Origin of the sequence: Variovorax sp. J31P207 (genome assembly GCF_030316965.1) — a bacterium.
Taxonomy (GTDB): Bacteria; Pseudomonadota; Gammaproteobacteria; order Burkholderiales; family Burkholderiaceae_C; genus Variovorax; species Variovorax ginsengisoli_B.
In genome coordinates this window covers 86,868-103,082 of sequence record NZ_JASZYN010000017.1, presented here as the reverse complement: position 1 = coordinate 103,082, position 16,215 = coordinate 86,868, and the positions used below count along the sequence as shown (strand labels likewise).

Below are 16,215 nucleotides of genomic sequence, written 5' to 3'. Positions count from 1 at the left end.
GGAGACAAGCCATGAACACACGTCCACTCTGGGCCGGCGCACTGATCGCGCTGGCCGCCCACGCCGCGCTGGCCGCGGTCGGCGCCGACGAAGCCAGGAAGCTCGGCACCACGCTGACCCCCACCGGCGCCGAGCGCGCCGGCAGTGCCGACAAGTCGATCCCCGAATACACGGGCGGACTGACCACGCCGCCGCCCGGCTACGAGAAGGGCTCGGGCGTGCGCCCCGATCCCTTCGCGGCCGACAAGCCGCTGTTCGCGATCACGGCGCAGAACCTGGCGCAGTACGACGCCAAGCTCACCGAAGGCACCAAGGAGCTGCTGAAGAAGTACCCGACGATGCGCGTCGACGTCTATCCCTCGCACCGCTCGATGGCCTTCCCCAAGTACGTGATCGAGAACACGGCAAAGAACGCGACGGCCGTGAAGACCACCGACGACGGTCTCGGCCTCGAAGGCACCTACGCCGGCATTCCGTTCCCGATCCCCAAGACCGGCCACGAGGTGATGTGGAACCACCTGCTGCGCTACACGGGCCAGAGCTACTACACGCAGTACGACTCCATCAACGTCGACTCGTCGGGCAAGGCGGTGCTCGCCACCACGGGCCAGATCCAGATGGACTACCCCTACTACGACCCCAAGCGCACGGGCGTCTCTGCGGACAACGACATCTATTTCCGCACCAGGATCGCCTACACCGCGCCGGCGCGCCGCGCCGGTGAGGCGCTGCTGGCGCAGGACTACATCAACCCGATGAAGAACGGCCGCCGTGCCTGGCAGTACCTGCCGGGCCAGCGCCGCGTCAAACTGGCGCCCGACATCGCCTACGACACGCCGAACCCGGGCGCGGCCGGTGCATCGACCTACGACGACGCCTGGGTGTTCAACGGCGCCATGGACCGCTACGACTTCAAGCTGGTCGGCAAGAAGGAGATGCTGATTCCCTACAACACCTTCAAGCTGGTCTATGCCAAGGATCCCTATGCGGTCGCCACGCCGAACCACCTGAACCCCGACTTCGTGCGCTGGGAGGCGCATCGCGTGTGGGTGGTGGAAGCGACGCTCAAAGCCGACAAGCGCCACATCTACGCCAAGCGCACCTTCTACGTCGATGAGGACAGCTGGATCGCGGTGGCTTCCGACGAATACGACGCACGCGGCCAGCTCTATCGGGCGGGCTTCGTCTACACCAACCCCTCGTACGAGGTGCCGGCGCCCGCGAGCATGGGCCAGTCCTTCCATGACTTCACGACCAACGGCTACAACATCACGGGCCTGATGGGCGCCTACACCGTGGGCCTCAAGTACACCGACCCGCTGTCGGCCACGGCCTGGAGCCCCGATGCGCTGGCCGGTTCCGGCGTGCGCTGAGCGGGAGCCCTCGATGCATCGCCGAGGCCTGCTGCTCGCCACCCTGGGAACGCTCGCCGGCGGGGCCGCCGCGGCGGCCGCCGAAGCGCCCGAACGCCGCGCGCAAGCCAGCGCGCTGGCCGGCCAGCGCCTCATCACCGGCATCGCGCGCGCCGGCGACCGGCTGGTGGCGGTGGGGCAGCGCGGCCACGTGCTGCACTCCGGCGACGGCGCCCGCAGCTGGGTGCAGGCCGCGGTGCCTGCGAACGCCGACCTCACGGCCTTGGCTTTTGCGGATGCCGACACGGGTTACGCGACCGGGCATGACGGCACCGTGCTCGGCACGCGCGACGGTGGCCGGCGCTGGGAACGGCTGCTCGACGGCCGCCAGGCCAACGCGCTGGTGCTCGACCACATGCAACGCCGGGTGGCGGCGCCCGATGCCGGGGCCCAGGACCACAAGCTGCTCGACGAGGCGCGCCGCAATGCCGAGGCCGGCCCCGACAAGCCCTTCCTTGACCTTTGCTTCACCGATGCCGCCAGCGGCTTCGTGGTCGGCGCCTACGGCCTCGTGATGCAGACGCGCGACGGCGGAAAGCGCTGGGAGCCGTGGTTCGACCGCATCGACAACCCGGGCCTGCTCAATCTCTACGCAATCTGCGCCAGCCGCGGCGCGCTGTACGCCGCGGGGGAGGGCGGTCTGCTGCTCAAGCGCGAGCCCGAGGGCGATCGCTTCCACGCGCTGGGCTCGCCCTACACGGGCAGTTTTTTCGGCATCGTCGCGACCAGCGCCGGTGTGCTGGCCTTCGGCATGCGCGGCCATGCCTATTTGAGCGCCGACGATGGCCGCAGCTGGCAGGCGGTCGCCACCGGCCTGCCCGCGAGCATCGTGAGCGGCGCGGTCGCGGGCGACGGCACCGTGGTGCTGGTCGACCAGGCGGGCAACATCGTGCGCAGCGCCGACGGCGGACTTCACTTCACGACTTCAGGGCTGAATCCCTCGATGCCGCTCGCCGCCGTTGCCTTCGCCGACGACAAGACCCTCGTGCTGGGCGGGCCGCGCGGCCTTCGCAGCGTCGAATTCAAGACGAAGGACAGCTGATGTCACATCCATCCGGCCTCGACCGCATGCCGGTCGTGCGCGACCTGAAGAATTTCCCGCGCGACTCGGGCGGCTGGCTCGAACGCGCGGTCTTCAATCACCGACTGTGGGTTTGCCTGGCCTGCATCGCCGCGACACTGGTGCTGGGCTTCTTCGCCACGCGAATTGCGCTCAACGCCAGCTTCGAGAAGATGATCCCCGTCGGTCATCCCTACATTCAGAACTACCTCGCCAACCGCAGCGAACTGCGCGGCATGGGCAACACGCTGCGCGTGGTGGTCGAGAACGAGCGCGGCGACATCTTCGACGCCCGCTACCTCGATGCGCTCAAGCACATCAACGACGACCTGTTCCTCATGAAGGGCGTCGACCGCGCCTGGGTCAAGTCGCTGTGGACGCCCGCGACGCGCTGGACCGAGGTCACGGAGGAGGGCTTCCAGGGCGGCCCCGTGATGCCCGACAACTTCGACGGCGCGCCACCCAGCGTCGAGAAACTGCGCCTCAACGTCGCCCGCGCAGGGCTGGCGGGTAGCATCGTCGCCAACGACTTCAGATCGAGCGCGATCGTGGTCCCGCTGCTCGACGGCGGCGGCAAGGCGCAGCGGCTCGACTACCGGGGCCTCTCGCGCGACCTCGAGACCCGCATCCGCGACAAGTACGAGCAGGGGCTGGCGCCCGACGGCAAGCCCTGGGGCGTGAAGGTGCACGTGATCGGCTTCGCGAAGATCGTCGGCGATCTGCTTGACGGGCTGCTGCAGGTCATGAGCTACTTCGGCATCGCGACGCTGATCGCAGGGCTGCTGCTCTACGGCTACACGCGCTGCCTGCGCAGCACCGCGCTGGTGCTGGCCTGCTCGCTGGTGGCGGTGATGTGGCAAGTGGGGATCGTGAAGCTGGCGGGCCTCGAGCTCGACCCGTATTCGATGCTCGTGCCCTTCCTCGTGTTCGCGATCGGCGTGAGTCACGGCGCGCAGAAGATGAACGGCATCATGCAGGACATCGGTCGCGGCACCCACCGGCTGGTGGCCGCGCGCTATACCTTCCGGCGCCTGTTTCTGGCGGGCGTCACGGCCCTGCTGGCCGACGCGGTGGGCTTCGGCGTGCTGATGCTGATACCGATCCCTGTCATTCGCGAACTCGCCCTGACCGCGAGCATCGGCGTCGCGGTGCTGATCTTCACGAACCTGCTGCTGCTCCCGGTGCTGCTGTCCTATGTGGGTGTGAGCCAGCAGGCGGCGGCGCGCAGCATGCGCCTCGAGCAGGCGCAGGCCGAGGGGCGCGGCGGGCGAATCTGGCTGTGGCTGGCCCGCTTCGCCGCCCGGCGCAGCTGGGCGCTGGCCGCGGTGCTCGCATCCTCCGTGCTGGCGGCTGGCGGCTTCGCGCTGAGCCTCGGGCTGCAGGTCGGTGACCTCGACCCCGGTGCGCCCGAGCTGCGCCCCGATTCGCGCTACAACCGCGACAACGCTTTCGTGACGAAGAACTATGCGCTGTCGAGCGACGTCTTCGCGGTCATCGTCAAGACGCCCAAGGAGGGCTGCCTCAAGTACGAGACCTTGGTGCAGGCCGACCGCCTGGCCTGGGAGCTGCAGCAGTTGCCGCAGGTGCGCGCGACGCTCGGGCTGCAGGACGTGGTGCGGCAGATCACGGCCGGCTCGTTCGAGGGCAATCCCAAGTGGCTCACGATCAGCCGCAACCAGGACGTGCTGAACTATGGCGCCCAGCAGGCCAGTGTGAACAACCCCGAGCTCTTCAACACCGAATGCTCGGTGATGCCGCTGGTCGCCTACCTGAGTGACCACAAGGCGGCGACGCTCGACACGGTGCTGGCTGCGGTCGAGCGCTTCAATGCCCGGAACCCGACCGACCCGGCGCTGCTGCAACTGCTGCCGGCCGCGGGCTCGGCCGGCATCGAGGCGGCGACCAACATCGTGGTGCGGGAAGCCAACCGGACGATGCTGCTGTACGTCTACGCGGCCGTGGTGCTGCTGTGCCTGGTCACCTTCCGCTCATGGCGCGCGGTGCTGGTGGCGGTGATCCCGCTCGCGCTGACCTCGATCCTGTGCGAGGCGCTGATGGTGCTGCTGGGCATCGGGGTGAAGGTCGCGACCCTGCCCGTCATTGCGCTCGGCGTGGGCATCGGGGTCGACTACGCGCTCTACCTGCTGAGCGTGCAGCTCGCGGCGCAGCGCCGCGGCCTCACGCTGGCCGAGGCCTATGCCGAGGCGCTGATGTTCACGGGCCGGGTGGTCGCGCTCGTCGGCGTGACCCTGGCCGCGGGGGTCGTCACCTGGGTGTTCTCGCCGATCAAGTTCCAGGCCGACATGGGCATCCTGCTGACCTTCATGTTCGTCTGGAACATGGTCGGTGCGCTGGTGCTGATCCCGGCCCTGTCGCACTTCCTGCTGGCAGACAGGCACTTCAAGCCAGCGTCGGCTTCGCGCTCTCTCGGAAGGCCGTGGGCGAAACGCCCTGCCAGCGCTTGAAGGCGCGCGTGAAGTTGCTGGTGTCGCTGAAGCCGAGCAAGAAGGTGATCTCGGTGATCGACAGCGACGACTGCCGCACGTAGCCTGTCGAGAGCTCCTTGCGCGTGGCGTCCATCAGGTCGTGGAAGCTGGTCTCGCGCTCGGCAAGCTTGAACTGCAGCGTGGTCGGGCTCATGGCGAGCGCGTCGGCCACCATGTCGCGCGTGCAGCTGCCGTTGGGCAGGAACTCGATGATCTTCTGCCGCACGCGGGTCACGACGTCGTCCTTCTCGAGCCGGGCCAGGTAGGTGTTCGAGAGGTTGTCGTTGAGCTGTGCCAGTTCGGCGCAGGCGCCGATCAGCGGGCGGTCCAGGTCGGCGCGCGGCAGGACCAGCATCGGCCCGGGCTGGCTGAAGTCCACGGGCGCGCGGAACAGCGCCTCGTAGGGCGCGGCACCCTCGTGCGGCTCGGGATGCGAGAACGAGACCCGCAGCGGGTTGAAGTCGGGCTTGTAGAGGTGTCGCATGGCCAGCACCAGGAAGCCCAGGAAGGCGTCCTCGGTCTCCGACGAGACATCGACCAGCGGCCGGATGCGCAGTTGCAGATCGTCCGCCGACTCGACGATCTCGATCTCGCTGGTCTGCGAGGCCAACCGGAAGTAGCGCTCCAGGCGCTGGCAGAACTCGCGCAGGTCGGCGCTGGCCGCGAGCGCATAGCCCAGCGCATGCAGGTTGGAGATATGGATGAACCGCGCCACCGTGAGCCCAAAGTAGGGGCTGCCCGTGACGTCGGCACAGGCCCGGAACAGCCGCGTGAGCGTGCTGACCGGCAGCCGGCTCATGGGGTCGTTGGTCATGTTGAGCGGCACGCCGACCGCCTTCAGCACGCGGGTGCTGTCGACGCCGCTGGCCTGCAGGGCCTTGGAGATCGCGAGCACGTAGCCGCCGATCGTGGTCGGCTCCCGCGCCGGGGCGCCCGCAGAGGGCAGGGGAGGATTCATGCCCGCGATCGTGGCGGCAAGCGGGGCTTTTGACAATCTGGTTTGCCCGGTCCGACGGGACCATCGAATTGGCCGCAAAGACCGGTGCGGCGCGGCTTGCGTTCCTAGACTGGACCTCCCCTAAGAGCCAAAGAACCGGAGACAGACGGATGACCCAGGAACCCCGCGACGGCGAACTTCCCTTCGCCCGGACGCCCAGCGCCAGCGTGGCCGGCCGCACCCTTGCCGAATCGACCCACCAGTGGCGCAGCCGCGGCACGGCGCTGCGCGCCGACGCGCCCAACGTGCTCGTGATCATGCTCGACGACGTCGGCTTCGCTCACGCCGACACGGTCGGCGGCGCCATCCACACCCCCACGCTGAGCCGCATCGCCAACACCGGCCTGCGCTACAACGCCTTCCACACCACTGCGATCTGCTCAGCCACGCGCGCTTCGCTCTTGACCGGCCGCAACCATCACCGGGTCGAATCCGGCACGATCACCGAGTTCGCCAGCGACTTCGACGGCTACACGGGCGAAATCCCCAAGAGTGCCGCCACCATCCCCGAGGTCCTCAAGCACCACGGCTACAGCACGGCCGCCTTCGGCAAGTGGCACAACACGCCGGCGCTGCAGACCTCGGCCGCCGGGCCCTTCGACCGCTGGCCCACCGGCTGCGGCTTCGACCACTTCTACGGCTTCATCGCGGCCGAGACCTCGCAATACCAGCCTAGCCTCTACCGCAACACCACGCCGATCGAGCCGCCGAACGACCCGGCCTATCACCTGAGCGAGGACCTGGCTGCGCAAGCGACCAGCTGGCTGCGCGAGCAGCATGCGCTGGCGCCCGAGAAGCCCTTCTTCATGTACTGGGCGCCCGGTGCAGTGCATGGGCCGCACCAGGTCTTCGCCGAATGGTCGGACAAGTACAAGGGCCGCTTCGACGGCGGCTGGGACGTCTATCGCGAGCAGGCCTTCGAGCGGCAGAAGGCGCTGGGCTGGATTCCGCCAGACAGCCAGCTCACGCCGCGGCCCGACACGCTGGCCGGATGGGAGAGCCTGCCGCTCGAAGAGCGCAAGTACCAGGCGCGCCTCATGGAGGTCTACGCCGGCTTTCTGGAACATGCCGACGTGCAGGCCGGCAAGGTCATCGACGAGCTCGAGCGGCTCGGCCTGCGCGACAACACGCTGATCTTCTACGTGCTTTCCGACAACGGTGCCTCGGCCGAGGGCGCGGGCGGCACCATCAACGAGATCCTGTCGATCAGCGGCGTGCCGATCCCGTTCGCGCAACAGATGAAGATCCTCGACGAGCAGTACGGCGGGCTCGATGCGCTCGGCGGCCCCTTGATCGCGAGCATGTACCACGCGGGCTGGGCCTGGGCCGGCGAGAGCCCGTTCCAGGGCACCAAGCTGGTCGCGGGCTACTTCGGCGGCACGCGGGTGCCAATGGCGGTCTCCTGGCCCAAGGGCATCGCGGCCGATCCGGCGGTGCGCGGCCAGTTCCATCACGTGAACGACATCGCACCCACCATCTACGAGCTGATCGGCATCGTGCCGCCGACTGCGGTCAATGGCGTCGCGCAGGACCCGCTCGACGGCCTGAGCCTGGCCTACAGCTTCGCCGACGCGGCGGCGCCGACGCGCAAGACGCAGCAGTACTTTGAGATCTTCGGCAGCCGCGGCATCTACGCCGACGGCTGGATGGCCTCTGTGTTCGGACCGCGCCTGCCCTGGCTGTCGGCCACTGCGGCGGCCTACGCGAACTGGAATCCGGACGAGGACGTCTGGTCGCTCTATCGGCTGGGCAGCGACTATTCCCAGTCGACCGACGTGGCGCGGCAGCATCCCGAAAAGCTGGCCGAGCTGCAGGCACTGTTCGACCAGGAGGCGCGTGCCAACCACGTCTATCCGATCGGCGCCGGGCTTGGACCACTCTTGAACCCCGCGGCGCGCATCGGCACCACGCAGACCGAATGGCACTTCAATGCCGATGTCACGCGCCTGCCCGAGTTCTGCGCGCCCAACCTGCGCGCGCGCAACAACAAGGTGACGGTCGAGCTGACCCTGCCGGAGAGGGGCGAGGGTGTGCTGTATGCGCTCGGTGGCATGGCGGGCGGGCTGGTGCTCTACATGGATGCCGGCTATCTGCACTTCGAATACAACTGCCTCACGGTGATGCGCACGCGGATGCGCAGTGCCGAGCCCATCGAGCCGGGCGTCCGACGCATTGAACTGCTGACCTCGATGGCCGGCCCCACGCCGGGCGCGCCCGCGACCTTCTTGATGCGGGTCGACGGCGCGGAAGTGGCGCGCGGCGGCGCGCCCTTCACGGCGCCGCTGTGCTTTACCGCCAGCGAGACCTTCGACGTCGGCATCAACCTCGGGTCGCCGGTCTCGCTGGCCTACGCCGAGCGGGCGCCGTTCCGCTTCAACGGCCGCATCGCGGACGTGCACATCGTCTACACCCCATGACGACTCCAGTATCCAACTTGTCTACGCCGGTCCAGATCGATCCGCGCACGGCCGACTACATCGTGATCGGCGGCGGCTCGGCCGGCTGCGTTCTGGCGGCCCGGCTGAGCGAAGACCCCGAGGTGCAGGTCTGCCTGCTGGAGGCGGGCGGCCCCGACCACAGCCCGCTGATCCAGTGCCCGGCCGGCCTGCCGATCGTGATGCCCTATCCGATCTTCAACTGGGCCTTCAAGACGCAGCCCAACCCGGGCATGAACGGCCGCATCGGCTACCAGCCGCGCGGCAAGGCGCTGGGCGGATCGAGCTCGATCAACGGGATGATGTACATCCGCGGCGACCGCAGCGACTACGATCGCTGGGCCGCGGCCGGCAACGCGGGCTGGAGCTACGCAGAGGTGCTTCCCTACTTCCGCAAGGCCGAGAACAACGAGTTCTGGGGCGAGACCGAGCACCATGGTGCCGGCGGCCCGCTCAACGTCGCCGACGTGCAGGAGCCCAGCGTTTATGCGCGCGCCTTCGTCGCAGCCGCGGTGCAGGCCGGGCATCGGCCCAACCCGGACTTCAACGGCGCGTTCCTCGAAGGCGTGGGTCTCACGCAAGTGACGCAGAAGAACGGCGAGCGGTGCAGCACCGCCAAGGCCTACCTGACGCCGAATCTCGCGCGGCCCAACCTGCGCGTGGTCACGCGCGCACGCACCACGCGCATCGTGATGGAGGGCGGCCGGGCCGTGGCGGTCGACTACCGCGATGCCCGGGGCGTCGCCCGGCGCGTGGCGGCGCGGCGCGAAGTGCTGCTTTCGGCCGGTGCCCTGCAGTCGCCACAGGTGTTGATGCTGTCGGGCATCGGCCCTGCCGCGGTCCTGGAGAAGCACGGCATCCCGGTGGTACTCGACGCACCGGGCGTGGGCAAGAACCTCCAGGACCACATCGATCTGGTCCACACCTACGAGGCGGGCGCCTCGCGCGGCCTCCTCGGGCTGTCGTTGTCGAGCGCGTGGTCCGTGCTCAAGGGCCTCGTCCACTGGGCCCGGCACCGCCGCGGCGTGTTGACGACGAATTTCGCCGAAGGCAACGGCTTCCTGCGGACACGGCCCGAAGAGACCGTGCCCGATCTGCAGATCGTGTTCGTGGTCGCGAAGATCATGGACCACGGCCGCAAGATCCTGTGGGGCAACGGCTACTCGGTGCATGCCGGCATGCTGCGCCCGAAGTCGCGCGGCAGCGTCTCGATCGCGAGCGCCGACCCGATGGCGCCGCCGCTGATCGACACCAACTTCCTGTCGGTGCAGAGCGATGTCGATTGCCTGGTGCGCGGCTTCAAGCGCGTGCGCCAGATCATGCGGCAGCCCGCGCTGGCGCGCTTCGGCGGCCGAGAATCGAAAAGCTCGGCCTGGGCGCGGACCGATGCCGAGATCGAGCAACTGATCCGGGCCAATGCCGATTGCGCCTATCACCCGGTCGGCACGTGCCGCATGGGCAATGGTGCCGACGATGTCGTCGATGCGCAGCTGCGCGTGAAGGGCGTCACCGGACTGCGGGTGGTCGACGCGTCGGTGATGCCCGACATCGTCTCGGGCAACACCAACGCACCGACCGTGATGATCGCCGAGAAAGCGGCCGACATGATCAAGGCCGCGGCCGCGCTGCCTGCGCGCGTGCAGGGCTCGGCCGCCTCCATCGACGGATCGCAGGCCGCGAAGGCCCAGCCGGCACAACCCGCGGAGGCCCTCGCATGACCCGCGCCTCTGACGCGGCCATCGACGGCCTGGAGCGCACGCTGGCCCTGCAGCGCAAGGCCTTCCTTGCGGCGCCGTATCCCACGCTCGCCGAGCGCCGACGCGACCTGCAGGCGCTGCGGCGCGCGCTGCAGCGATGCCAGGACCCGCTGGCGCGCGCGATGAGCGAGGACTTCGGCCGCCGCTCGGAATCCGAATGCAAGATGCTCGACGTGCTCGGGCCCGCGCTGCAGATCGACCATGCGCTCGGGCACCTGCGGCAATGGATGAAGAGCGAGCGGCGCGGCGTCGACTGGATGTTCCTCGGCAACCGCGCCCGCGTGGTCTACCAGCCGAAGGGCGTGGTCGGCGTGATCGCGGCCTGGAACTTCCCGGTCGTCGAATCGGTCGGCCCGCTGGTCGCGGCGCTCGCGGCCGGCAACCGCGTGATGATCAAGATGTCGGAGTTCTCGCCGCGCTGCACCGAGGTGCTGCGCCGCATGCTGGCCGAGGTCTTCCCCGAGGAACGGGTCGCGGTGTTCGGCGGCGGGATCGAGGTCGGCCGGGCCTTCGCGGGCCTGCCGCTCGACCATGTCGTGTTCACGGGGTCGCCCGCGATCGGCCGCGAGATCATGCGCGCCGCCGCGGCGAACCTGACGCCGGTCACGCTCGAGCTCGGCGGCAAGTCGCCCGCGATCGTCGGGCGCTCGGCCTCGATGGGCACGGTGGCGCGCTCGATCGCCCATGGCAAGCTCTTCAACAGCGGGCAGGCCTGTGTCGCGCCCGACTACGCGCTGGTGCCGCCCGAGCGCATCGACGCGTTCGTCGCCGCTGCGGTGCGCGAGTTCCAGCGCATGGTGCCCGACCCGGTGACGGACGCCCACTACACCAGCATGGCCTCCGATCGCCATGCGGACCGGGTGCGTGAGCTGCTCGCCGATGCGGTGGCCAAGGGCGCCACCGTGACCTCTTGCGGCGCAGGCGACGGTGGCCGCATCGTCACGCTGCAGATCGTGACCGGCGTAACGCCGCAGATGCGGATCATGCAGGAGGAGCTCTTCAACCCGATCCTGCCCGTGCTGGCCTGCGAGTCGATCGATGACGCGATCGCCTTCGTGGCGGCCCGCCCGCGACCGCTCGCGCTCTACTACTACGGCAGCGACACCCGCGAGGCCAGGCGCCTTGCGCGCGACGTGCATGCGGGCGGCATGACGATCAACGACTGGGCCTGGCACGTGTTCCAGTGCGACCTGCCCTTCGGCGGAAGCGGCAATTCGGGCATGGGCAGCTGGCGCGGGCCGGAGGGCTTCCGCGCGCTGTCGCACGCCAAGTCGGTGTTCACGGTGCGGCGGTGGTTTCCCATCCACCTGTTCCGGCCGCCCTACGGCTCGCGCGTCCAGCAGTTGGTCATGAAGGTCTTCCTCGGCCGCGGCCCGGGCAGCGACGCCCAGGCGCCCGTGGCGACCTCGTCGCGCGCCCGGGGCACCTTGCCATGAGCGCGACCTGTGACCGGCTCGCGGCGCCAGTGGCAGCCCCGATGCCCGCGGCCGGCGGCTACGCCTGGGCCGTGTTCGCGCTGACCTTCGGCCTGATGCTGTCGGACTACCTGTCGCGCCAGGTGATCGGCGCCGTGTTCCCGTTCCTCAAGTCCGACTGGGGCGTTTCCGATGCACAACTGGGCGCACTGGTCAGCATCGTCTCGGTGGTGGTGGGCGTGCTCACGCTGCCCCTGTCGCTGCTCGCGGATCGATGGGGCCGCGTCAGGAGCATCACGCTGATGGCCTTCGTCTGGTGCCTCGCCACCGTCGCCTGTGGCCTGGCTTCCAACTACACGCAACTGCTGCTGGCGCGCGCCGTGGTGGGTGTCGGCGAGGCCGCCTATGCCGCCGCGGGTGCCGCGCTGCTGGCCCATGTGTTCCCGGTGGGCCGGCGTGCGGCGATCCAGGGCGCCTTCCAGTCGGCGGGGCTGTTCGGCTCGGTGCTCGGGGTGGTGATCGGCGGCGCGGTCGCAGCGCGCTACGGCTGGCGCAGCGCCTTCTTCGTGGTCGGCGCACCGGGCCTGCTCCTGGCGCTGGCCTATCCCTTCGTGGTGCGCGACTACGTGGCGCCGGCGCTCGGGGCGAAAGGCGGCGCCCGGCTCCCGCTCGCCCATCTCGTGCGGCAGGTGTTCGTCGCCCGCTCGGGCAACCTGAGCTTCCTGGCCTTCGGGCTGCAGATGGCGATCCCGTCGATCCTGATCGCATGGATGCCGACCTTCCTGCATCGCTGCTACGACTTCGAACCGCGCAAGGCAGCGCTGATGGCCGCGGTGGCGGTGCTGGCTGCAGGCCTCGGCGTGCTGTTCGGCGGCGGCCTGTCGGACCGCCTGAGCCGCGGGCGGCCACGGCTGCGCGCGGTCGTGCCGGCCGCCTATGCGGCGATCTGCGGCCTGCTGCTGATGGCCGGGTTCGGGCTGCCGCCGGGCGGCCTTGCGCTGGGGCTGGTGTTCGCAGGCGCGGTCTTCGCGGTCGCTCACGGCGGCTGCGCGGTGGCGATCGTGATGGACGTCACCCATCCGGCGGTGCGCGCCACGGTGACGGCCACCGCGGTGCTGGGCGCCAGCCTGCTCGGCCTGGCGCCCGGGCCCTTCCTGGTCGGGCTGCTGTCGGACCTGATCGACCTCAGGACCGCGCTGACCCTGGCGCCGCTGGTGTCCTTCGTGGCCGCGGCGCTTTTCCTGCTGGCCGCGCGCAGCTACGAGCGCGATGCGGCGCGCTTCGCGCCCGCCGGATCCTCCGGACCGGTGAATTCGCTGCAATGACCTGTGGCGAAGGGATGGGACTTCTAGCATCCCCCCATGCACTTCCGAAGCCATCGGAAGACCCTGAAGAGAGACAAAAGACATGAACGACGACATCCTGATCTGCGAAGCCTTCGGCGCCGTGGCGCGCCTCACGCTGAACCGGCCGCGCGCCATGAACGCGCTGAACCTCGCCACGCTCGAACAGCTCGAGCGGCGGCTGGCCGAGATCGCGGCCAACGACGAGATCCGTGTGCTGGTGCTGACCGGCAACGGCCCGGCCTTCTGCGCCGGCGCCGACCTCAAGGAGGTGCTGGCCAGCGCCAGCCTGCCGGCTGGCGAGGCCGACTTCCTGGACCGCGCCAACGCCGTGTTCGGCCAGCTGCGCAGCTTTCCGAAACCGGTCATCGCCGCGCTCAACGGCGTGACCATGGCCGGCGGCCTGGAACTCGCCATGTGCGCCGACATCGTGGTCGCCGCCGAAAGCGCCACCGTCGCCGATGCGCATGCCAACTTCGGGGTCTACCCGGGCGCGGGCGGTGCCGCCATCCTGCCGCGGCTGATCCCGCTCAACATGGCGATGTACCTGCTGCTGACCGGCAAGTCGCTCTCGGCCGCCGAAATGAAGGCCTGCGGCCTGGTCTGCGAAGTGCATGCCGACGCCGCCCTGGCCGACGCCACGCTGGCGCTGGCGCGCCACATCGGCAAAAAGAGCCCGATCGCGCTTCGACGCATGAAGCAGGTGGCACGCGCCTCGGCCGACAAGACCGCTGCCGACGCGCTGCTGCACGAGCAGGTGATGCTGCGCCAGCACATGCGCACGGCCGACTTCCAGGAAGGCCTCACGGCCTTCGCCGAGAAGCGTGCACCGAACTTCACGGGCCGCTGAAACGCCCCAATTTCCAGAGGCAACCAGCAATGAACGACATCTACGTGGCCGGCGTCGGCATGACGCCCTTCGGTCGCCTGCTCGACCGGACGGTCTACGACATGGTGGAAGAGGCCGTGCTGCTCGCCGTGAGCGACGCCGGCTGCGGCATCGGCGACATCGGCTCGGCCTTCTACTCGACCCTCACCAACGGCCAGTTCCAGGGCCAGACCGCGATCCCGGGCCCGATCGCGATGCGCCGGCTCGGCGTTGAGGGCATTCCGGTGTTCAGCGTCGAGAACGCCTGCGCCTCGGGCTCCTCGGCCTTCAATCTGGCGACCATGGCGTTGCGCGCCGGCAGCTGCGACATCGCGCTCGCGGTCGGCGCCGAGAAAATGAACATCCCCGACAAGGCGAAGATGTTCAGCGCCTTCGACGGCGGCTGGGACGTCGCCACCGTGGCGCAGAACCGGGCCGCGCTGATGTCGATGGGGCAGGGCATCGTGCCGCCGCCCGGCACCATGTCCGAGAAGCCCTACAGCGTCTTCATGGACGTCTACGCGGCCTTCTGCCGCCAGCACATGCAGACCTACGGCACGACCCAGCGCCAGATTGCCGCGGTGGCGGCCAAGAACCACCAGCATTCGGTGCACAACCCGCTGTCGCAATACCGCGAACCCTGCAGCATCGAACAGGTGCTGGCCGCGCCGCCGATCGCCTATCCGCTGACCCTGCCAATGTGCTCGCCGATCAGCGATGGGGCCGCCGCGGTCGTGCTGTGCAACGCCGAAGGCCTGAAGCGCATGCAGGGCGAGGCCCGTCGCGCGGTGCGCGTGTTGGCCAGCGTGGTGCAGACCGGCAGCACCCGCGGCATCGACGAGCCGCACAAGATCGTGGCGCACCTGGGCGCCAAGAAGGCCTATGAACAGGCCGGCGTGTCGCCCGCCGACGTCGATGTCGCCGAGGTGCACGACGCCACCGCCATGGGCGAGATCCTCAATGCCGAGTCGCTGATGCTGGTGCCCTTCGGCGACGGCGGCCCGGCGGCCGAGCGCGGCGACTTCACGGTCGGCGGCCGCCTGCCGATCAACCCTTCCGGCGGCCTCGAATCCAAGGGCCATCCGATCGGCGCCACCGGCCTGGGCCAGCTGCACGAACTGGTCACGCAGCTGCGCGGCGAGGCCGGCAAGCGCCAGGTCGAGGGCGCGCGCATCGCCATCCAGGAAAACGGCGGCGGCCTCTACGGCATCGAGGAGGCCGTGGTCGCGATCACGATCCTCGCCAAACCATAACCCGCACACGGAGACACACCATGGGACACGTCATCAGAACCGAAGAGCAGCAAGCCGCCGTCGACGGCCTCCAGCGATTTCTCGCCGCCGAGATCGAACCGATCTTCAGCAAGGAATACCGTGACAAGTTCGTGCCAAAGGCGCAGATGGGCGCGATCATGCGCGAGCTGTCGCGCTTCGGCCTGATCTCGGGCACGGTCGACGAGGCGCACGGCGGCATGGGCCTCGACTGGCTCACGATGATCATGCTGTTCGAGGAGGTCGCGACCTGCTCGGCCGACCTCTCGGTGCCGGTGCTGATCAATTCCTTCGGCGCCTACATGCTGCAGCAGCTGGCGCCGCAGCACCTGCGCGAGCGCTACCTGCCGGGCCTGGTGAGCGGGGAGCTGTTCTGCAGCATCGGCATCTCGGAGCCGGACGTCGGCTCCAACGTGCTCGAGATCAAGACCCGCGCGCGCCGCGACGGCGACCACTTCGTGCTCAACGGCGAGAAGACCTGGATCAGCAACGGCTCCTACTCCGATTTCCTGATCTGCACCTGCCGCACCGGCGACGATCCGCGCCGCGGGCTCACGCACTTTCTGCTCGACCGCAAGGAGCATCCGTACGAGGTGCGCGACATCCACAAGATCGCCTGGAACAGTCAGTCGACCGCCCAGATCTTCCTGAACGACGTGCGCGTGCCGGCCAGCCACATGATCGGCAACGAGGGCGAGGCGCTCAAGAACACGCTGTCGATGTTCGAGCGCTCCCGCGTCTTCGTCGCTGCGCAGGGGCTGGGCATCGGGCGCCGCGCGCTGGAAGAGGCGGTGCGCTATTCGACCGAGCGCAAGCAGCACGGCAAGGTCATCGCGGGTCATCAGCTGATCGCCGCGATGCTGGCCGAGATGGCGACCCAGGTCGATGCCTCGCGCCTCATGGTCTACCGCGCCGCCGAGATGATTCAGGCTGGCGTGCCGGCCGAGATGGAGGCCGCGATGGCCAAGTACTTCGCCTGCGAAGCCGCCGTGACGGTGGCGCGCCAGGCGGTGCAGATCCACGGCGGCAACGGCGTGACCCGCGACTTCCTGGTCGAGAAACTGGCCCGCGAAGCCATCGTGGCGCCGATTCCCGAAGGCACCACCCAGATCCAGCAACTGCTCATCGCGCGCGCCCTGACCGGCGTGAACGCCTTCTGAGCCCCTCACGG

11 protein-coding genes are annotated in these 16,215 nt (G+C 69.1%); 10 read left to right on the top strand and 1 reads right to left on the bottom strand.

The genetic code is table 11. The features are described 5' to 3' along the window. Positions 1-11 precede the first annotated feature (11 nt). Genes QTI68_RS35105 through QTI68_RS35095 form a run of 3 tightly spaced genes read left to right on the top strand, consistent with a single transcriptional unit; the run spans position 12 to position 4,937 of the window. On the top strand, positions 12-1,373 hold the full coding sequence (locus QTI68_RS35105) for a DUF1329 domain-containing protein (RefSeq protein ID WP_286528596.1): 1,362 nt from the start codon (positions 12-14) through the stop codon (positions 1,371-1,373). Between the two features lie 13 nt (positions 1,374-1,386). Further along, the gene (locus QTI68_RS35100; protein ID WP_286528594.1) at positions 1,387-2,454 is read left to right on the top strand and encodes a WD40/YVTN/BNR-like repeat-containing protein; all 1,068 of its coding nucleotides are present in this window, start codon (positions 1,387-1,389) and stop codon (positions 2,452-2,454) included. Next, on the top strand, positions 2,454-4,937 hold the full coding sequence (locus QTI68_RS35095; RefSeq protein ID WP_286528592.1) for an efflux RND transporter permease subunit: 2,484 nt from the start codon (positions 2,454-2,456) through the stop codon (positions 4,935-4,937). Before QTI68_RS35100 ends, QTI68_RS35095 begins: the two co-directional genes overlap by 1 nt. Here the strand turns inward: QTI68_RS35095 and QTI68_RS35090 are convergent. Next, positions 4,873-5,916 (bottom strand): AraC family transcriptional regulator, encoded by a 1,044-nt coding sequence (locus QTI68_RS35090; RefSeq protein ID WP_286528590.1) that lies wholly within the window; start codon positions 5,914-5,916, stop codon positions 4,873-4,875. The genes QTI68_RS35095 and QTI68_RS35090 overlap by 65 nt on opposite strands. 149 nt (positions 5,917-6,065) lie before the next feature. Between QTI68_RS35090 and QTI68_RS35085 the strand changes: the two genes are divergently transcribed. The 7 genes from QTI68_RS35085 to QTI68_RS35055 all read left to right on the top strand — a co-directional run bounded on the left by QTI68_RS35085 (position 6,066) and on the right by QTI68_RS35055 (position 16,204). After that, positions 6,066-8,372 carry an arylsulfatase gene (locus tag QTI68_RS35085; RefSeq protein ID WP_286528588.1) on the top strand — a complete coding sequence of 769 codons (2,307 nt, stop codon included), beginning with the start codon at positions 6,066-6,068 and terminating at the stop codon, positions 8,370-8,372. Between the two features lie 17 nt (positions 8,373-8,389). Beyond that, the gene (locus QTI68_RS35080) at positions 8,390-10,108 is read left to right on the top strand and encodes a GMC family oxidoreductase (RefSeq protein WP_286528587.1); all 1,719 of its coding nucleotides are present in this window, start codon (positions 8,390-8,392) and stop codon (positions 10,106-10,108) included. Next, positions 10,105-11,583 carry a coniferyl aldehyde dehydrogenase gene (locus QTI68_RS35075; RefSeq protein ID WP_286528583.1) on the top strand — a complete coding sequence of 493 codons (1,479 nt, stop codon included), beginning with the start codon at positions 10,105-10,107 and terminating at the stop codon, positions 11,581-11,583. The genes QTI68_RS35080 and QTI68_RS35075 overlap by 4 nt, the downstream gene beginning before the upstream one ends. Further along, positions 11,580-12,887 carry an MFS transporter gene (locus QTI68_RS35070; RefSeq protein ID WP_286528581.1) on the top strand — a complete coding sequence of 436 codons (1,308 nt, stop codon included), beginning with the start codon at positions 11,580-11,582 and terminating at the stop codon, positions 12,885-12,887. Before QTI68_RS35075 ends, QTI68_RS35070 begins: the two co-directional genes overlap by 4 nt. A gap of 82 nt (positions 12,888-12,969) precedes the next feature. Further along, a complete protein-coding gene (locus QTI68_RS35065) occupies positions 12,970-13,755 on the top strand; it encodes an enoyl-CoA hydratase/isomerase family protein (RefSeq protein WP_286528579.1) in 786 nt (261 codons plus the stop codon). Positions 13,756-13,784: 29 nt separating this feature from the next. Beyond that, positions 13,785-15,026 (top strand): thiolase family protein, encoded by a 1,242-nt coding sequence (locus QTI68_RS35060; RefSeq protein ID WP_286528577.1) that lies wholly within the window; start codon positions 13,785-13,787, stop codon positions 15,024-15,026. Positions 15,027-15,046: 20 nt separating this feature from the next. Beyond that, positions 15,047-16,204, top strand: coding sequence for an acyl-CoA dehydrogenase family protein (locus QTI68_RS35055; RefSeq protein ID WP_286528575.1), 1,158 nt, complete (start codon positions 15,047-15,049; stop codon positions 16,202-16,204). Positions 16,205-16,215: the final 11 nt, after the last annotated feature.

What these genes read in the sequence shown, in the direction of transcription:
- QTI68_RS35075 (WP_286528583.1), top strand. Translation starts at nt 10,105, where the DNA reads ATGACCCGCGCCTCTGACGCGGCCATCGACGGCCTGGAGCGCACGCTG.
- QTI68_RS35100 (WP_286528594.1), top strand. Translation starts at nt 1,387, where the DNA reads ATGCATCGCCGAGGCCTGCTGCTCGCCACCCTGGGAACGCTCGCCGGC.
- QTI68_RS35070 (WP_286528581.1), top strand. Translation starts at nt 11,580, where the DNA reads ATGAGCGCGACCTGTGACCGGCTCGCGGCGCCAGTGGCAGCCCCGATG.
- QTI68_RS35085 (WP_286528588.1), top strand. Translation starts at nt 6,066, where the DNA reads ATGACCCAGGAACCCCGCGACGGCGAACTTCCCTTCGCCCGGACGCCC.
- QTI68_RS35055 (WP_286528575.1), top strand. Translation starts at nt 15,047, where the DNA reads ATGGGACACGTCATCAGAACCGAAGAGCAGCAAGCCGCCGTCGACGGC.
- QTI68_RS35060 (WP_286528577.1), top strand. Translation starts at nt 13,785, where the DNA reads ATGAACGACATCTACGTGGCCGGCGTCGGCATGACGCCCTTCGGTCGC.
- QTI68_RS35065 (WP_286528579.1), top strand. Translation starts at nt 12,970, where the DNA reads ATGAACGACGACATCCTGATCTGCGAAGCCTTCGGCGCCGTGGCGCGC.
- QTI68_RS35095 (WP_286528592.1), top strand. Translation starts at nt 2,454, where the DNA reads ATGTCACATCCATCCGGCCTCGACCGCATGCCGGTCGTGCGCGACCTG.
- QTI68_RS35090 (WP_286528590.1), bottom strand. Translation starts at nt 5,916, where the DNA reads ATGAATCCTCCCCTGCCCTCTGCGGGCGCCCCGGCGCGGGAGCCGACC.
- QTI68_RS35105 (WP_286528596.1), top strand. Translation starts at nt 12, where the DNA reads ATGAACACACGTCCACTCTGGGCCGGCGCACTGATCGCGCTGGCCGCC.